Here is a 15077-nt window from a genome sequence, read left to right as displayed (position 1 = left end):
CCTCAGCAATAATGGCGGCGGGTGTTTTAGTCGTAATGCTTTCCATAGGATGCCTGCTGGCATTGTTACCAGTCCTGTTTATTTCTGCAGGGTTTGAGGTGGAATTTGATGTGGTATTTGTATGGTTGGGAATGCCATTCTCGATTTTGTTTGCGTTGAGTTGGTTTTATAAGTATGCAGACTTCGCAAAATCAATCATCTTTAGGCACTAGTGAGTCGCGTGCCTGTTAGCAAGGCATGGGGTAAAGCGGATTGGCGAGGTCGGTGCGCGGAGTCTCTTGGTGACTCGAATGATGAGCGGGCGTTGCGTGTTGTACTAACGCTTTTAAAAGCTAGAGAGGAGTCGGTTGTCATTCATGCAATTGAATCAATTGAGTCTGTTTTTTGGCTGGCTACATTGACAGGGCGCAGGTCATGCGGGCTCTAGATTAGGGGTTTGAGGCAGAGAGCAGAACGTTGAAGCTCATGGCGGCTACGTTGGTCAGGAAGTTAAGTGAAGCATGAAGATTGCTCGGTAGCTGACAGAGTGCGCCTCCTTTTCCTGCTGGTCATTGCCTTGCCACGCTTTGACAACCCAATCCAACCCAACTAATTTTCGTGGCGTGCTGCGCTTATGCGGCTCACGCTATGCAGAAACCCTAGATCTCCACCACGTTCTTGCGTGGCACCGTTGCGCCTAACAGCCAGCAAATGACTGTTAATCATTGGGTCCCTGGTTCGAGTCCAGGTCGCGGAGCCAGATAGCGACATAAAAAAGAAGCCTGCAGAGATGCAGGCTTTTTTTGCCTTGGATTTGCCCTGGCAACCCAAGTGCACGGTGTGATTGCTGAAAGGAGTGATCTGACGCCTTCAGTGGGCCTGGCTTGTGATGAGGCTTGCGGTCGTCGTACTCATGGATTCCTTGTCGAGTAATTCCGCACTGTCTTGATTTGAGGCAAGATGCTTGGCGTTACGGGGCTGCTTCAGTACCTTCCAGCATGTTTTTGGTGTGTCGGACAGGCTTCGCATATTTCCAGAAGACACATGGAGTGTTTACAGATGCCCTCTGAGATCGCCATTCAAGTTCGGAATGTCAGCAAGCGTTTCCAGATTTACGACAGCCCAAGGGCGCGGCTGTTGCAGGTGTTCCGCAAGAAGCGCTGTTATACGGAGTTTGTTGCCCTTGATGATGTTTCCTTTGTTGTTAACAAAGGGGAGACCGTGGGTATCGTCGGCCGCAATGGCAGTGGTAAATCCACACTGCTGCAAATGATCTGCGGGACACTGACGCCGACTGAGGGAGAGGTGTCGACCCATGGCAGAATCGCGGCATTGCTGGAGTTAGGCTCTGGATTCAACCCGGAATTCAGCGGCCGCGAAAACGTTTACATGAACGCCTCCGTCCTCGGGCTCTCCCACGCTGAAACCTCTGCTCGCTTTGCCTCTATCGAGGCGTTCGCAGAGATTGGGGATTTCATCGATCGGCCGGTAAAGAGCTATTCCAGTGGGATGATGGTTCGCCTGGCCTTTGCCGTTGCAATCAATGTTGACCCCCAGATTTTGATTGTCGATGAGGCGTTGGCGGTAGGGGATGAGCTCTTCCAGCGTAAATGCTTTGCCCGAATAGAAAGTATCAAGTCTCAGGGCGCGACCATTCTTTTCGTGTCCCATGCCAGCGACACAGTGGTAGCGCTTTGTGACCGTGCGATCTTGCTGGATGGCGGACAGAAAGTAGCGGAGGGAACCCCCAAGGCTATTGTCGGTAAGTACCAGCGCATGCTGAACGCTTCGCCCGCTAAAGCGAAAGAAATGCGCGAGCAGATGATGGCCGGTTCGGTCGAGTTTACATCGGTGGCTGAGGTTGACGCCCCGGCGCTTGATGCGAACTCCGGCTTGGCAAGCGATTATTTTGATCCCCATCTGCTCTCCAAAGCAGTGCTTTCGTATGAGGCACGCGGTGCGGTGATTGCCAATCCTGGATTGCTCAATGCACGCCGGCAAAAGGTCAACTGCCTGAAGGCAGGAGAGACCTATTTGTATACGTATCAAGTTGCGTTCGAACAGGATGCGAGTCACGTACGCTTCGGCATGTTGATCAAGACCACCACTGGCGTTGAACTTGGAGGGGGGACGTCAGCCAAGCGCATCACCGAAGGTATTGAGTTTGTTGCTGCCGGTTCGGTACTGACGGTCGAATACAGTTTTGTATGCCGTCTGAATGAAGGCCTGTATTTTCTTAATGCTGGCGTTTCCGGTGATTGCGGGGAAGGTTTTCGGCACCTGCACAGAGTGGTGGACGCGTTGTGTTTCAGAGTGAATTCGGAGCATACGCAGTACGGCGTGGGCGTCGTGGACTTTTCATGCGCTCCAGAATGGTCGTTGGCAAGGTGACGGAATGTTGAAATTTGTCGGTATCGGCGCGCAAAAAAGCGGTACCAGTTGGTTGTATGAAGTATTGAATAAACACCCATCGATTTGCTTTCCCGGTGGTAAGGAAGTTCACTTCTGGGATTCAAACATCGCCAACGGCGTGGCTTGGTATCACGGCTTGTTTAATGTCGAGGGTCGAACTGCCGGCGACATCACGCCTGCTTACGCCATCCTGTCGCCGGAAACCATTAGAGAGGTTTACTCTCATTTTCCTGCATTACGCATCGTTTTTCTCATGCGTAACCCCATGGACCGTGCGTGGTCATCGGCACGCATGGCTTTGCGTAGGGCTGAGATGGAGTATTCGGAGGCTTCTGATCAGTGGTTTATAGATCATTTTAAATCACAAGGGTCGCTGCTACGGGGCGATTATGCGACTTGCCTGAAGAACTGGATGGGGGTCTATCCACGGGAGCAACTCCTGATTGCGCGCTATGAGGAGATCGTCAAAGATCCCGTGGTTTTGGCTAATCGGGTGTTGAACCATATCGGGCTGGATGGTTTTTTTACCGATGCGCATCGCTGTGAACTTTCGCAGCCGGTGTTCGAAGGCAGTCGCCATGCGCTGCCTCCTGGTTTGGCTGAGCTATTGCGGGCGCTTTACGCCGACAAAATAGATGCGTTGAGTGAGTTTCTGGAAGAAGACTTCTCGCACTGGAAGCAGATTCCAGCGGCACCCTGCTTAAAGCCTTGAATGTTGAGTCGATAGGCACAAGCCGGCGCATCCAGCAAACTCCAGCCCCTCAATGTGATACACCTGCGGCTCGTCCGAAAAATAGTTCTCCAGCCCCAACATGAACACCCGATGGTCTTCACTCGCTTCGAAGCCCGGTGTGTGGTCTTCGAGCGATTCCCAGCGCACGATCAGGTTGAATCGCTCCGGCGTTTCGATGCCTTGCGCGAGCAAATGGCCCAAGTAGCCTTTCGCGCGGCTGAGCAACGGTGCGACCTCCGCAAATGCCAGTCGGAATGCATCGATGTGTTGTTTGTGAACGGGCAGCAGGGCGATCTCGTAAATCATGGCGTGGCGCCTTCAATAGGCGCGACGGCAATCGCAATCTTCCCTTGGACGCCGTTGTTGCGGCTCTCCAGCCGCGCATGGGCGAGTCCAATGTCGGCAAGCGCATAGACCGCGCCGACATGCGGGCGCAACTGACCCTGTACGACCAAGCTGCTTAACTCATCCAGCTTGCCGCGATTTTGCCGCGTGAACACAAAGTGATAACTCGCATTTTTGCCCCAGGCCTGGACCAGGTTTTGCGGCTGGGAGATGTCCACGATCGAGACCACACGGCCCATTTGCGCGAGCGCATCAGGGCTGCGCGACAGTGTGTTGCCGCCGAGGGTATCGAATACCACATCGACTCCACGGCCAGCCGTTTCCCGCATGATGGCGTCGACATAGTCTTCCTTTTCGTAGTCGATGATCACATCGGCGCCCATGCGTTTAACGAACTCAGCATTAGCCTCGCGCACGGTAGTGAACACCTTTGCACCGATAGCTTTTGCCAGTTGGATTGCCACATGGCCGACACCCCCAGCGCCGCCATGTATCAGGATGCTTTCGCCCACCCGCAGTGCCGCGCGCACGGTCAGCGCTTCCCATGCGGTACCGCCAACCAGACTCAGGCTGGCCGCCTCAAGGTGGCTTAACGAGAGAGGCTTCTTTGCCACAATGTTCTCGGCCGCTACATGGTATTCGGCGTAACTGCCGGGGCCGTCGAAGATCTGCGGGGTGTACCAGACTTCGTCGCCTGGTGCGAAGTTGGTCACGCCCGGCCCGATGGCTTCGACAACACCGGAGACGTCGTGGCCGGTGATGGCGGGGAGGGGCACCAGGTCGGCATAGTCGCCACGTCGCACCTGATAATCCAAAGGGTTGATGGACGTTGCGTGAACCCGAACCAGCACTTGCCCGGTGTGCGGTACCGGCTTGGGCACCTCGCAGAGTTCGAACGAATCCGGGCTGCCAAACGACTTAAGTATCTGCGCTTTCATTGCCTCACCTCGTTTCGGTAAAAAGGGATATCGGGAAATCTCGATATCCTGGAGCAAAAAATTACAGGTCCTTGCCAATGATCTCGGCAAGCGCACTGATGGTTGCTTCGTTTCGCTTGTAGTAGGTCCACTGGCCAATGCGCCGTGTTTCGATCAGGCCTGCCCGATGCAGCGTGGCCAGATAATCAGACACGGTTGACTGCGACAGCCCGACGCCCTCCTGAATACTGCTGACACAGACGCCCACGGTATGAACGTCCCCTTCATCCTGTGGCGGGAAGTACTTTTCGGGATCCTTCAAACCTTTCAGGATTTCGAGTCGAGTACGGTTTGAGAGGGCTTTGAATATTTCGAGTAGGTCCATGTCGCGAGGATATCGAGATTTACCGATATGTCAATGCGCAAGATAAAGTCGCGATTTTTACCGCTGTATCAAATTTCCGCCCGCCAGCCTTCCAGTGTGCGCCACAACTTCCGCATCGTCGGGTTTTGGTTTTCAATCGCGCAGTACGAGCGAATTTCCAGACGCGTACTCCATTCCTCACCTGCGGCGCGCACCAGCACGCCACGTTCAAGCTCATCGACCACCGCGCTCTGCGGCAGCCACGCCACGCCGTAACCTTCGATCGCCATGCGCATCAGCAGCATGGCCATGTCAGCTTCGTAGCAGCGTTCCAGCACCGCGGGGGCAGGGCCATTCTTGATCACGATTTCCGCAACCCGACCCAGGAACGTCGTGGCGGTGTACGCCAGATGCGGCACGGGTTTCCCTGCATTTCCCGGCAGGCGATAGAGCGGCCGGCCGCGTTTGTCCGGTGCGCACAGCGGGATAAATGCATCATGCCCCAGGGCCAGGCTGCCAAAGCGTTCCGCGTCCAGCAGGATAGGCGCCAGCGGGTGGTGGTAGACAATCATCAGGTCACAGCTGCCTTCCTCCAGTGCAATCACCGCATCATGAATATTCGCCGCCACCACCCGCGCATTGAACTGCTCGGCGTGTCGCTGGAACTGCGCCAGCCACTTGGGCAGGAAGGTCATCGACAGGCTGTGGCCGGCGGTCACCTGGATCGAGCGTCCCGGCATGCGCTCCACTTCGCGCAGGCTGGCGCGCAGGCGCATGAGGCCGGCGAGGGCATCGCGGCTTTCGCTGCAAAAGGCGACCCCTGCGGCGGTGAGTTGCACCGGGTAGGTGCCGCGGTCGACCAGCTCGACACCCACCCATTCTTCCAATGAGCGAATGCGCCGCGACAAGGCCGACTGGGTCACGCAGCGCACTTCGGCGGCGCGGGAAAAGTTCTTCCACTCGGCGATGGCCAAGAGGTCATCCAACCATTTGATCTGCATGCCGGTTCTCCAGGCGATGAGCCAGGAGTGTAAGCGGTCACGCCCAGGCCAGGCCTGGCTTTTTACAAACTATTCCAAAAGCGCATGGGGTTAGCCGGATTACTCATCATGGGGAGCGGGGGCGGTCCCTAGAATCCGCTGCATACAACAAAAGCCATCCGAGGGCCGCACCTGTGAACAAGAACAAACTCCCGCGTCGTATTGCAGTCGGCATCGCCCTGGGCGTGCTGGTGGGTTGGGCGTGTCACCACTATGCCGGCAGCGAACAAGCGGCCAAGGCGCTGGCCGGGTACTTTTCGATGGTCACCGATATCTTCCTGCGCATGATCAAGATGATCATTGCACCGCTGGTGTTCGCCACCCTGGTGGGGGGCATTGCGAGCATGGGCAACTCGCGTTCGGTGGGTCGCATCGGGATGCGGGCGATGCTCTGGTTTGTCACGGCGTCGCTGGTCTCGCTGATGCTTGGCATGGCGCTGGTCAACCTGTTCCAGCCGGGCGCCGGGTTAAATATGCAGGTGGTGCAGCACGCCACGGCGGCGGTGCCGGTCAACACTGGCGACTTCAGCCTCAAGACCTTCATCAGTCATGTGTTCCCACGCAGCATCGCCGAAGCGATGGCCAACAATGAGATCTTGCAGATCGTGGTGTTTTCGCTGTTCTTCGGCTTCGCCCTGGCCGGCGTCAAGCGTGCGGGTTATACGCGTATCACCGACACCGTGGACGAACTCGCCAAGGTGATGTTCAAGATCACCGACTACGTGATGGCCTTCGCGCCGATCGGCGTATTTGCTGCCATCGCCTCGGCGATCACCACCAACGGCCTGGGCCTGCTGGCGGATTACGCCAAGCTGATCGCCGAATTCTACTTGGGCATCGCCTTGCTCTGGGTCTTGCTGTTCGCCGCCGGCTACCTGTTTCTCGGGCGCTCGGTGTTCACCCTCGGCAAGCTGATCCGCGAGCCGATCCTGCTGGCATTTTCCACGGCCAGCAGCGAGTCGGCCTACCCGAAAACCATGGAGGCCCTGGAGAAATTCGGCGCCCCCAAGCGTGTGTCCAGTTTCGTGTTGCCGCTGGGCTATTCCTTCAACCTTGACGGCTCGATGATGTACCAGGCATTCGCGATCATGTTTATCGCCCAGGCCTACAACATCGACCTGAGTTTCACCCAGCAACTGCTGATCCTGCTGACGCTGATGATCACCAGCAAAGGCATGGCCGGCGTGGCGCGGGCCTCGGTGGTGGTGGTCGCGGCGACCTTGCCGATGTTCAACCTGCCCGAAGCCGGCCTGCTGCTGATCATCGGCATCGACCAGTTCCTCGACATGGCGCGCACTGCCACCAACGTGGTGGGCAACAGCATCGCCACGGCAGTGGTCGCGAAATCCGAGGCCGAAGAAGAACCCGCTGAGCTGCCGCAGGGGGCGCGCGCATGACCACCACTTCTCGATTGGGCATCGTCGGCGGGCTCGGCTCGCTGGCGGGCGGCGATCTGTTCTACAAGCTGGTCAAATCCAGGGCCGTGCTGGAAGACCAGGACCGTTATCATTTCCTATTCGAGCAGCACCCGTTCAAGGATGTGCGGCTGCCCCTGGATCGCCATGCGAGCATGACCGCGCGCAAATTCTATGTGTTCCAGGTGTGCAAGACCTTTGAAGACAGCGGTGTGGATGCCGTGCTGCTACCCTGTTTCGCCAGCCAGACCTTTCGCGAGGAAATCCAGCAGGAACTGGGCATCCCCGTGCTGGACATGATGCAGGCGCTCGTCCGGCACATCCTGCGTTGTGTTGCACCGGGCACCACCTTGGGGGTGATCGCGTCGGACTTCGTGCGCCACTGTGGTCTGTTTGAAAAGCACCTCGGTCAGCACTTTAACCTGGTGTATCCGGAGGACCACGCCCAGGTCGCGCTGATGGAGGCGATGTACGGCGTCAACGGCATAAAGGACGGCCACCTCGATGGCGTGCCGCTGGAGTCGGTGTACCAGGCGTGCTTGTCATTGCAGGGGCAGGGCGCCACGGTGATCGTGCCGGGCATGACCGAGCTGTCGCTGGTGTGCGGCGATCTGCAACGGCGTGGTATCAGCGTGCTCGACATCAACCAGATCTACGCCGAGTTCGCCACCCAGGCCGACGGTCCGACGCGCCAGTCGCCGTTCAAACTGGGCATCGTCGGTGGCGTCGGGCCCGCGGCGACCGTGGACTTCATGGGCAAGGTGGTCGCCCACACGCCGGCAGGCAAGGACCAGGACCATATCAAGATGGTGGTGGAGCAGAACCCGCAGATACCTGATAGAACCGCCAACCTGTTGCGCGACGAAACTGACCCTACCCTGGCCCTGTTCGCCACCTGCAAACGCCTGGAAAGCGCCGGCGCCCAAGCCATCGCGATCCCGTGCAACACTGCCCATGCGTTTGTCGAGCGCATCCAGGCGCACTTGCGCGTGCCCATCGTCAACATGCTCAGCGAGACGGTGGAGTGGATTGTGCACACCTATGGGCGTGGCCAGGCGGTTGGCTTGCTGGCGACTTCAGGCACGCTGCAAAGCCAGGTCTATCACCAGGCCGCGCGACGTTCGGGGTTGGAACTGATCACCCCCGGTTTTGATTACCAGGCGTTGGTGATGGAGGCGATCTACGGCGAGCGGGGGATCAAGGCGGGGTTTACCCAGGGCGTGTGCCGCGAGCAGTTGCTGCTGGCGGCGGAGCATCTGTGTGAACAGGGGGCGAAGGTGCTGATCCTTGGGTGTACCGAGTTGCCTCTGGTACTGGCGCATTGTGACGTGTTTGAAATCGGTGCCCACCGGGTCGCCTTGGTTGATCCCACGACCGTCCTCGCGCGTAGGTGTGTGAGCCTTTCGTCGGGGGCTTATCGCATCGGGTAAATTTTTTTTGTGGGCGCCGCTTGAAAATTTTAAGCCTGAACCTACTTAGGCTTTACGCGATGCCGAATACGGGTCGCGTACCAAATCACTTGGAGAAACCTCAGGAGATTTTGCAATGGCTACTACTCTTTCGTTGGCCCCACTGTTCCGCCATTCCGTCGGCTTTGACCGTTTCAACGACCTTTTCGAATCGGCGCTTCGCAGCGAGGCCGGTACCACCTACCCACCGCACAACGTCGAAAAGCATGGCGAGGACCACTACCGAATCGTCATTGCGGCCGCAGGCCTGGTGGAAGATGACCTGGAAATCCAGGTGGAAAAGGGCGTGTTGACCGTCGCTGGCGGCAAACGCGAACACAATGAAGGTATCACCTACCTGCACCAGGGCATCGCTCAGCGCGCGTTCCGCCTGTCGTTCCGCCTGGTTGACCACATCGAAGTGCAAGGCGCACAGCTTTCCAATGGCTTACTGAGCATCGACCTGCTCAGGGTCGTGCCGGAGGAAGCCAAGCCTAAACGCATTGCCATCGGTGGCGCTGCCAAGGCTGAGGTAAAATCCATCGGCGAGCAGTGAGTTGAAATGAATAAAGGCGCTCTTTGGAGCGCCTTTATTCGTAAGACCCTTGCTACCGTGAAGGCACATTCTTGGCGCTCGGTTCGTGCGTCGCCTTAGCGTCACGGCCCTCCCACTTGGCAATCACCAACGGCGCCAGCGCGTTGCCCAGCACGTTCAGTGCGGTAGTCGGCATCTCCATCAAGCGATACACCCCGGCAATAAACGCGATCCCTTCCAATGGCAATCCGGCACTGGCGAGCGTTGCGGAGAGAATCACGAACATGAACCCCGGCACACCCGCAGCCCCCTTTGAAGTGAGCACCATGGTCACCACCAGTAGCGCCTGATCCCCAAGGCTCAGGTCGATTCCGTATAGCTGCGCCACGAACAGCGTGCCGATCCCAAGGAACAGCGAGGCACCGTCGAGGTTGAACGAGTAACCCACCGGCACCACAAAGCTCACCAGCGAAGGCGACACGCCGTAGGTCTCGAGCTTCTTCATCAATTGCGGCATGACCGACGCTGAACTCGCCGTGGAAAAGGCCAAAATCAGTTCATCCTTGATATGGCGCATCAAGGCAAACAGATTGATCCCGCACAGGCGCGCCACCAGGTTGAGCACCACCAGTACAAAGAACGCGATAGACACGTAACTGACCATGATCAGCTTGGCCAACGGCAGCAACGAACCAAATCCGAAGTTGGCCACGGTCACAGCGATCATGCCGAACACGCCGATGGGCGAGTAGGCCATGATCATCGACGTGACCTTGAACATGGCATCCGACACGCCTCGCAGCAGCGCGATCACCGGGTCTTTGCGCTCGGCGGGCAGGCGTGCCACGCCAAGGCCGAACATCACCGCAAAAAACAGTACCGACAACAGGCTGCCCTGGGCCATGGCACTGATCACGTTATCGGGGATGATCCCGACGATAATCTGCCCCAGGCTGTGACCTGCGCCGCTGCTGGTAGGCAGGGTAATAGACGCTGCATGCAGGCTCGACAGTTCAGTGCCGGCCCCCGGCTTGAGCAGATTGCCCAGCACCAGCCCGACAATGATCGCCAAGGTGGTGATGCAGAAAAAATACCCCAGGGAGCGCGCGCCGATACGGCCCAGGGATTTACCGTCGCCGTGCCCGGCAATGCCCACCACCATGCAGGCAAACACGATGGGCACCACGATCATCTTCATCAGCTTGATAAAGATATCGCCCGCCGGTTGCAGGAGATTGTCCACCAGCCACGGCCGGGATTCGGGGAATTGGTGCAACAGGGCACCAATGGCGATGCCGGCAAGCAAGCCGATCATGATTTGCCAGACCAGCGCGATACGGGGCGTGTGCATAGGAATGCCTCATTTGAGATCAATGATTTTTAAGTTGTTGTTCTAGGCAGTCAAAACAGCGGCCGTCCGGTGGCCGCCGGGTGCAGCAAAGGGCGTCAGCGCAGGTCGCGGCACGCGTCCTTGAGACGACGGCAACCTTCTTCGATCACTTCTGGCGAGCTTGCGAAGGACAGGCGCACATAGGGCGACATGCCATACGCCGCACCGCTCACTGTGGCCAGGCCGTAGTCACGCAACAGGTAGTCCACCAGTTGGGTGTCACTGTCGAGGCGATCACCTTGCGGGGTGAGCTTGCCCATCAGCCCGCTCACGTTGGCGAACACATAGAACGCGCCGTCTGGTGGGGTACAGCTCAAGCCGGGGATGTCCGCCAGCAGAGCCAGCATGCGTGCGCGGCGTTGCTGGTATTCCTCGCGCATGGCGGCGATGGGCGCCTGGTCGCCTGTAAATGCGGCCACGGCGGCGGCCTGGCTGAGGGAGCTGGGGCAGGTAGTGGTTTGCGACAGCAGCTTGGCGATGGCCGCGATCAGCCAGGCCGGGCCTGCACCGAAACCCAGGCGCCAACCGGTCATCGCATAGCCTTTGGACGCGCCGTTGACGATCAGCGTGCGCGGCTTGAGGTCGGGCGCCAGGCGCGTCAATGGCACATGCCGGGCCCTGCCGTAGATGAAGTGTTCGTAGATCTCGTCAGCCATGATCAGCACATGGGGATGACGACGTAACACCTGCGCCAGCGCGAGCAGTTCGGTCTCGTTGTACACCGCACCACTGGGGTTGTTTGGGCTGTTGAGGATCACCCATTTGGTGCGCGCCGTGATCGCCTGTTCAAGGGCGTCGGGGGACAGCTTGAAACCCAGGCTTTCATCGCCGGGAATGATCACCGGTGTTGCATCGTTGAGCCGTGCAATGTCCGGGTACGACACCCAATAAGGCGTGTGCACGATGACTTCATCACCCCGATTCAGCGTGGCGGCCAGCGCATGGTAGATGACGTGTTTGCCGCCGCAACCGGCCACCACTTCATCCAGTCCGTAGGCCAGGTCGTTGTCCTGCTGCAGCTTGAGGCAGATGGCCTGGCGCAGGGCGAGGGTGCCGGTGGTGGATGTGTAGTGGGTGTCGCCGTTGTGCATCGCCTGGCTGGCCGCCGCAAGGATATGCGCCGGGGTGTCGAAGTCCGGCTCGCCCACGGTGAAATTGACGATATCGCGGCCTTGGGCGCGCAGTTCGGTCACCAACGCATTGGCGGCAATGCTGGGGGAGGGCGCGATGCCCAGGACGCGGTCAGACAAAAAGTGCTTCATGGCGCCAACCCTGCGTGGTCCAGGACCTTGTCGATCCAGCTCTGGCGCACGGCACCGCTGGCGATCTCGGCTTTGACGGCTTCTTCATGTTCGGCATGTTGCGCGGCACGGCGCAGCACTTCGGCGGCGTCGGCCTGGGAAAACGCGACCAGGCCGTCTTCATCACCCACCACCAGGTCGCCGGGGTTGACCAGCATGCCACCGATGGACACCGGCACGTTCACTTCACCGGGACCAGTCTTGTAGGGGCCGGTGTGCACCACGGCGCGGGCGTAGCAGGGCGTGTCGTCAAAGCTGGCGACATCGCGGATCGCACCGTCGATCACAAAGCCCACACAACCACGTTGCTGGGCGTAGAGCTTGACCAGCTCACCGATCACCGCGTTATTGGTATCGCCCTGGCCGTCCACCACCAGTACGTGACCAGGTTGCAGCAGGCTCATGGCTTTGTAGATCAGCAGGTTGTCGCCAGGTCGGGTCTTCACCGTGATCGCCGTGCCCACCAGTTTGCCGCTGCGGTTGTAGCGCGTTAGGCCGCGCGCGCCGATATGCCGGCCAAGGTTGTCGCTGATGTGTGGGGTCACCACCTGAGCGAATGCCTCGACCAGTTCGGCCGGGGCCATGGGGGCGTTGGGAAGGATGCGTGAACCGGGCAAGGACATGGCAAATCTCCAGAGTCGTTTGGATAGCGATGGGCTATGGCCGGATCTTAGGAGTGATGATCGGAGAGTTTTAGCGATATTTTATGATGTGATAGCATCGATTTTTTTCATGATAGCCTCGCCATGATCACCTTCAAGCAAATCGACGCGCTTTACTGGATCGCTGAACTGGGCAGTTTTGAAGCGGCGGCCAACAAGCTGAACATGTCGCAGTCAGCGATCTCCAAGCGCATCCAGGAGCTGGAAGAAACCTTCGATGTGGAGATTTTCGACCGCAGCAAGCGCAACGCACGGTTGACGGAAAAGGGCGGCGAGTTGCTGGACTACGCCCGCGACCTGCTCAACAGTCGCGACCAGTTACTGGAGCGGGTCAGCGCCCGTGAAGTGCTAGTGCGCAGGTTTCGCCTGGGCGTCACTGAACTCACTGCACTGACCTGGCTGCCGGCGTTGGTGGAGGCGCTGCGCCAGACCTACCCCAAGGTGCAGATCGAGCCGTCGGTGGAACTCAGCAGCGAGCTGTTTCGCAAACTGGAAAGCGACCAGTTGGACCTGGTGATCGTGCCCGACGTCTACAGCGATCCGCGCTTCCACAGCACCCCCCTGCAATGCGTGAAAAACGCCTGGATGTGCTCCCCTGGCCTGATCCCGGACGTCGACCCCATCAGCCTCGAGACCTTGGCCAGCTACACCGTGCTTACCCAGGGCGCACAGTCGGGAACCGGGATGATCTACGAGCGCTGGCTGGCGGCAAACAACGTGCAACTGCCCCGTACCCTCACCAGCCACAACCTGCTGGTGCAAGCCGGGTTGGCGCTGTCGGGGATCGGCGTGAGCTACCTGCCCTTGGCATGCCTGTCCCATCTGATCGAGCAAGGCACCTTGCGCGCGTTGGTCACAGAGCCGGTGCTGCCGGATATCCAGTATGTGGCGTTGCACCGGATGGACCGGCAATACGGGTTGAATCAAGAGGTGGCGCAACTGGCACAAGCGTGCTGCAATTTCTCGCGGCTGTTGTTCTAGGGAGCGATCATGAAACGCCATTTCGAAGATTTGCAGCTCGGCAGTATCGAACTCTTTTGCCTCGCTGCCGAAGCCAGCAGCTTCACCGCTGCCGCGCAGGTTGCCGGTGTGACCCCCGCAGCGGTCAGCCGCAGTGTCTCGCGCCTGGAAGAACGCTTGGGTTCACGGTTGTTTGTGCGCACCACCCGCAGCATCCGACTGACCGACAGCGGCCGGACCTTCTTCGAGCAATGCCGCCAGGCCCTGACCCAGTTGGTGGAAGCTCAGCAGGAAGTGATGGGCGCGCAGGCCGTGCCGTCTGGCCTGCTGCGCATCAGCATTCCCACCACCTACGCCCATCACCGCTTGCTGCCGCTATTGCCGAGGTTTCGTGCGCTGTACCCGCAAGTCACGGTGGATATCCACATCAGCAACCGCAATATCGACTTCGTCGCCGAAGGTTATGACCTGGCCATCCGCGTGCGCGCCCAGCCGGACTCGTCGCTGATTGCCCGCCTGCTGGAGGACGGCGAGCTGGTGGTGGTCGCATCTCCGTCCTACCTTAGGCGCGCTGGCATCCCACAGACGCTGGAGGATTTATCCGCCCATGAATGCATCCAGTACGAACTGCCGAGCAATGGTCGTCGGATCTCATGGCTGTTCCAGGTAGACGGTAAGGCGCAGGAGTATGCGGGGGAGGCGGGGTACAGCTGCTCCGACGATGTGCTGGGGGGTGTGACCCTGGCCATGCATGGCGCGGGGCTGTTTCAGACCTACAAGTTCATCGTCGAGCAGGCGCTGGCCAACGGTAGCCTGGTGGAGGTGTTGCAGCCGTTTGGTGGGCGCTCGCGGCCGTTTACCTTGTTGTATCCCCATGGGCGATATGTGCCGCATCGGGTGCGGGCGTTTGTGGATTTCCTGATGCAGTGTCGGGACGAATGGGCGGCGCAGTAGAGGCGGCGATATCCCAGGTCAGCAGCAGTTGGCTGATGGCCGCGTCGATAGTGGCATGGGGCACAGTGTCCCGCGCCAGAATCGAAATGCCCTGCAGGAAGCTGTCAAACACCGTTGCCATCACGGCCGGGTTGACGGTCTGTGGCAACTGCCCCAGGCGCATTGCCCGCTCTACGCACGCCACAATCCCCGCGCGGGTGCGCAGCCGCGACTGCGTCAACCCATCTGCCACCCGCGCGTTATCCGGGCTCGGCGCGCTCATCACCCCCAACGCCACCATGCACCCCTTGGGATGCCCGTCTTCACACTGCATGCGCGCCGACTGGCGCAGCGCCGTTTCAACCGCCTGGCGCGGCGGCAGGCTTTCGTCCCACAAGCATTCGGTGACCTTGGCGTAGGTCGCCAGGTAACGCTGCACGCATTCGTCGAACAGCGCCTCTTTGGAGCCGAACGCCGCGTAAAAACTCGGTGCGGAGATGCCGCCACCCAAGCCGGCCTTGAGCTGGGCGAGGGAGGTGGCGTCGTAGCCGTGTTGCCAGAACAGGTGCAAGGCCTGGTCCACAGCGCGTTCGCGGTCGAAGGTACGGGGGCGGCCCATCTGTGCCATGTCAAGTCTCCGGTG

15 protein-coding genes are annotated in these 15077 nt (G+C 59.2%); 7 read left to right on the top strand and 8 right to left on the bottom strand.

Annotated features, from left to right (window positions below):
* The first annotated feature begins 1038 nt into the window (after window positions 1–1038).
* On the top strand, window positions 1039–2370 hold the full coding sequence (locus AB4N92_RS03120; protein WP_010208927.1) for an ABC transporter ATP-binding protein: 1332 nt from the start codon (window positions 1039–1041) through the stop codon (window positions 2368–2370).
* A 4-nt stretch (window positions 2371–2374) separates the two neighbouring features.
* A complete protein-coding gene (locus AB4N92_RS03115) occupies window positions 2375–3103 on the top strand; it encodes a sulfotransferase family protein (RefSeq protein ID WP_010208928.1) in 729 nt (242 codons plus the stop codon).
* Here the strand turns inward: AB4N92_RS03115 and AB4N92_RS03110 are convergent.
* The 4 genes from AB4N92_RS03110 to AB4N92_RS03095 form a co-directional block, all read right to left on the bottom strand.
* The gene (locus AB4N92_RS03110) at window positions 3092–3430 is read right to left on the bottom strand and encodes an antibiotic biosynthesis monooxygenase family protein (protein WP_010208929.1); all 339 of its coding nucleotides are present in this window, start codon (window positions 3428–3430) and stop codon (window positions 3092–3094) included. The genes AB4N92_RS03115 and AB4N92_RS03110 overlap by 12 nt on opposite strands.
* Entirely contained in the window at window positions 3427–4407 is a 981-nt protein-coding gene (locus tag AB4N92_RS03105) for a zinc-dependent alcohol dehydrogenase family protein (RefSeq protein WP_010208931.1), read from the bottom strand. Before AB4N92_RS03105 ends, AB4N92_RS03110 begins: the two co-directional genes overlap by 4 nt.
* 61 nt (window positions 4408–4468) lie before the next feature.
* Window positions 4469–4771 (bottom strand): ArsR/SmtB family transcription factor, encoded by a 303-nt coding sequence (locus tag AB4N92_RS03100; protein ID WP_010208932.1) that lies wholly within the window; start codon window positions 4769–4771, stop codon window positions 4469–4471.
* Window positions 4772–4839: 68 nt separating this feature from the next.
* The gene (locus AB4N92_RS03095) at window positions 4840–5751 is read right to left on the bottom strand and encodes a LysR substrate-binding domain-containing protein (protein WP_021490775.1); all 912 of its coding nucleotides are present in this window, start codon (window positions 5749–5751) and stop codon (window positions 4840–4842) included.
* Between the two features lie 173 nt (window positions 5752–5924).
* Here AB4N92_RS03095 and AB4N92_RS03090 point away from each other — a divergent pair, with 173 nt between their 5' ends.
* The 3 genes from AB4N92_RS03090 (at window position 5925) to AB4N92_RS03080 (ending at window position 9209) form a co-directional block, all read left to right on the top strand.
* Window positions 5925–7187, top strand: a complete 1263-nt coding sequence (locus tag AB4N92_RS03090) for a dicarboxylate/amino acid:cation symporter (protein ID WP_010208934.1) — start codon at window positions 5925–5927, stop codon at window positions 7185–7187.
* A complete protein-coding gene (gene cuyB, locus AB4N92_RS03085; protein ID WP_010208935.1) occupies window positions 7184–8635 on the top strand; it encodes a cysteate racemase in 1452 nt (483 codons plus the stop codon). The genes AB4N92_RS03090 and cuyB overlap by 4 nt, the downstream gene beginning before the upstream one ends.
* A gap of 115 nt (window positions 8636–8750) precedes the next feature.
* Window positions 8751–9209: an Hsp20 family protein gene (locus AB4N92_RS03080; protein ID WP_010208936.1), complete on the top strand. Its 459-nt coding sequence runs from the start codon at window positions 8751–8753 to the stop codon at window positions 9207–9209.
* 52 nt (window positions 9210–9261) lie between these two features.
* Here the strand turns inward: AB4N92_RS03080 and AB4N92_RS03075 are convergent, their stop codons facing one another.
* The 3 genes from AB4N92_RS03075 to AB4N92_RS03065 all read right to left on the bottom strand — a co-directional run bounded on the left by AB4N92_RS03075 (window position 9262) and on the right by AB4N92_RS03065 (window position 12502).
* Window positions 9262–10539 carry a cation:dicarboxylate symporter family transporter gene (locus AB4N92_RS03075; protein ID WP_042571826.1) on the bottom strand — a complete coding sequence of 426 codons (1278 nt, stop codon included), beginning with the start codon at window positions 10537–10539 and terminating at the stop codon, window positions 9262–9264.
* A gap of 95 nt (window positions 10540–10634) precedes the next feature.
* A complete protein-coding gene (locus AB4N92_RS03070; protein ID WP_154974171.1) occupies window positions 10635–11840 on the bottom strand; it encodes a pyridoxal phosphate-dependent aminotransferase in 1206 nt (401 codons plus the stop codon).
* Window positions 11837–12502 carry an RraA family protein gene (locus tag AB4N92_RS03065; RefSeq protein ID WP_010208940.1) on the bottom strand — a complete coding sequence of 222 codons (666 nt, stop codon included), beginning with the start codon at window positions 12500–12502 and terminating at the stop codon, window positions 11837–11839. Before AB4N92_RS03065 ends, AB4N92_RS03070 begins: the two co-directional genes overlap by 4 nt.
* A 123-nt stretch (window positions 12503–12625) precedes the next feature.
* Here AB4N92_RS03065 and AB4N92_RS03060 point away from each other — a divergent pair, with 123 nt between their 5' ends.
* Together AB4N92_RS03060 and AB4N92_RS03055 are read left to right on the top strand one after the other, a co-directional pair.
* Window positions 12626–13522 (top strand): LysR family transcriptional regulator, encoded by an 897-nt coding sequence (locus tag AB4N92_RS03060; protein ID WP_021490774.1) that lies wholly within the window; start codon window positions 12626–12628, stop codon window positions 13520–13522.
* Window positions 13523–13531: 9 nt separating this feature from the next.
* Window positions 13532–14455 carry a LysR family transcriptional regulator gene (locus AB4N92_RS03055; protein ID WP_021490773.1) on the top strand — a complete coding sequence of 308 codons (924 nt, stop codon included), beginning with the start codon at window positions 13532–13534 and terminating at the stop codon, window positions 14453–14455.
* Here the strand turns inward: AB4N92_RS03055 and AB4N92_RS03050 are convergent.
* Window positions 14358–15062 carry a TetR/AcrR family transcriptional regulator gene (locus tag AB4N92_RS03050; RefSeq protein WP_047540532.1) on the bottom strand — a complete coding sequence of 235 codons (705 nt, stop codon included), beginning with the start codon at window positions 15060–15062 and terminating at the stop codon, window positions 14358–14360. The two genes, AB4N92_RS03055 and AB4N92_RS03050, sit on opposite strands and share 98 nt — an antisense overlap.
* Window positions 15063–15077 lie beyond the last annotated feature (15 nt).

The organism is Pseudomonas sp. S3_A09, assembly GCF_054668065.1.
This window is presented reverse-complemented; position numbering and strand designations above follow the sequence as displayed.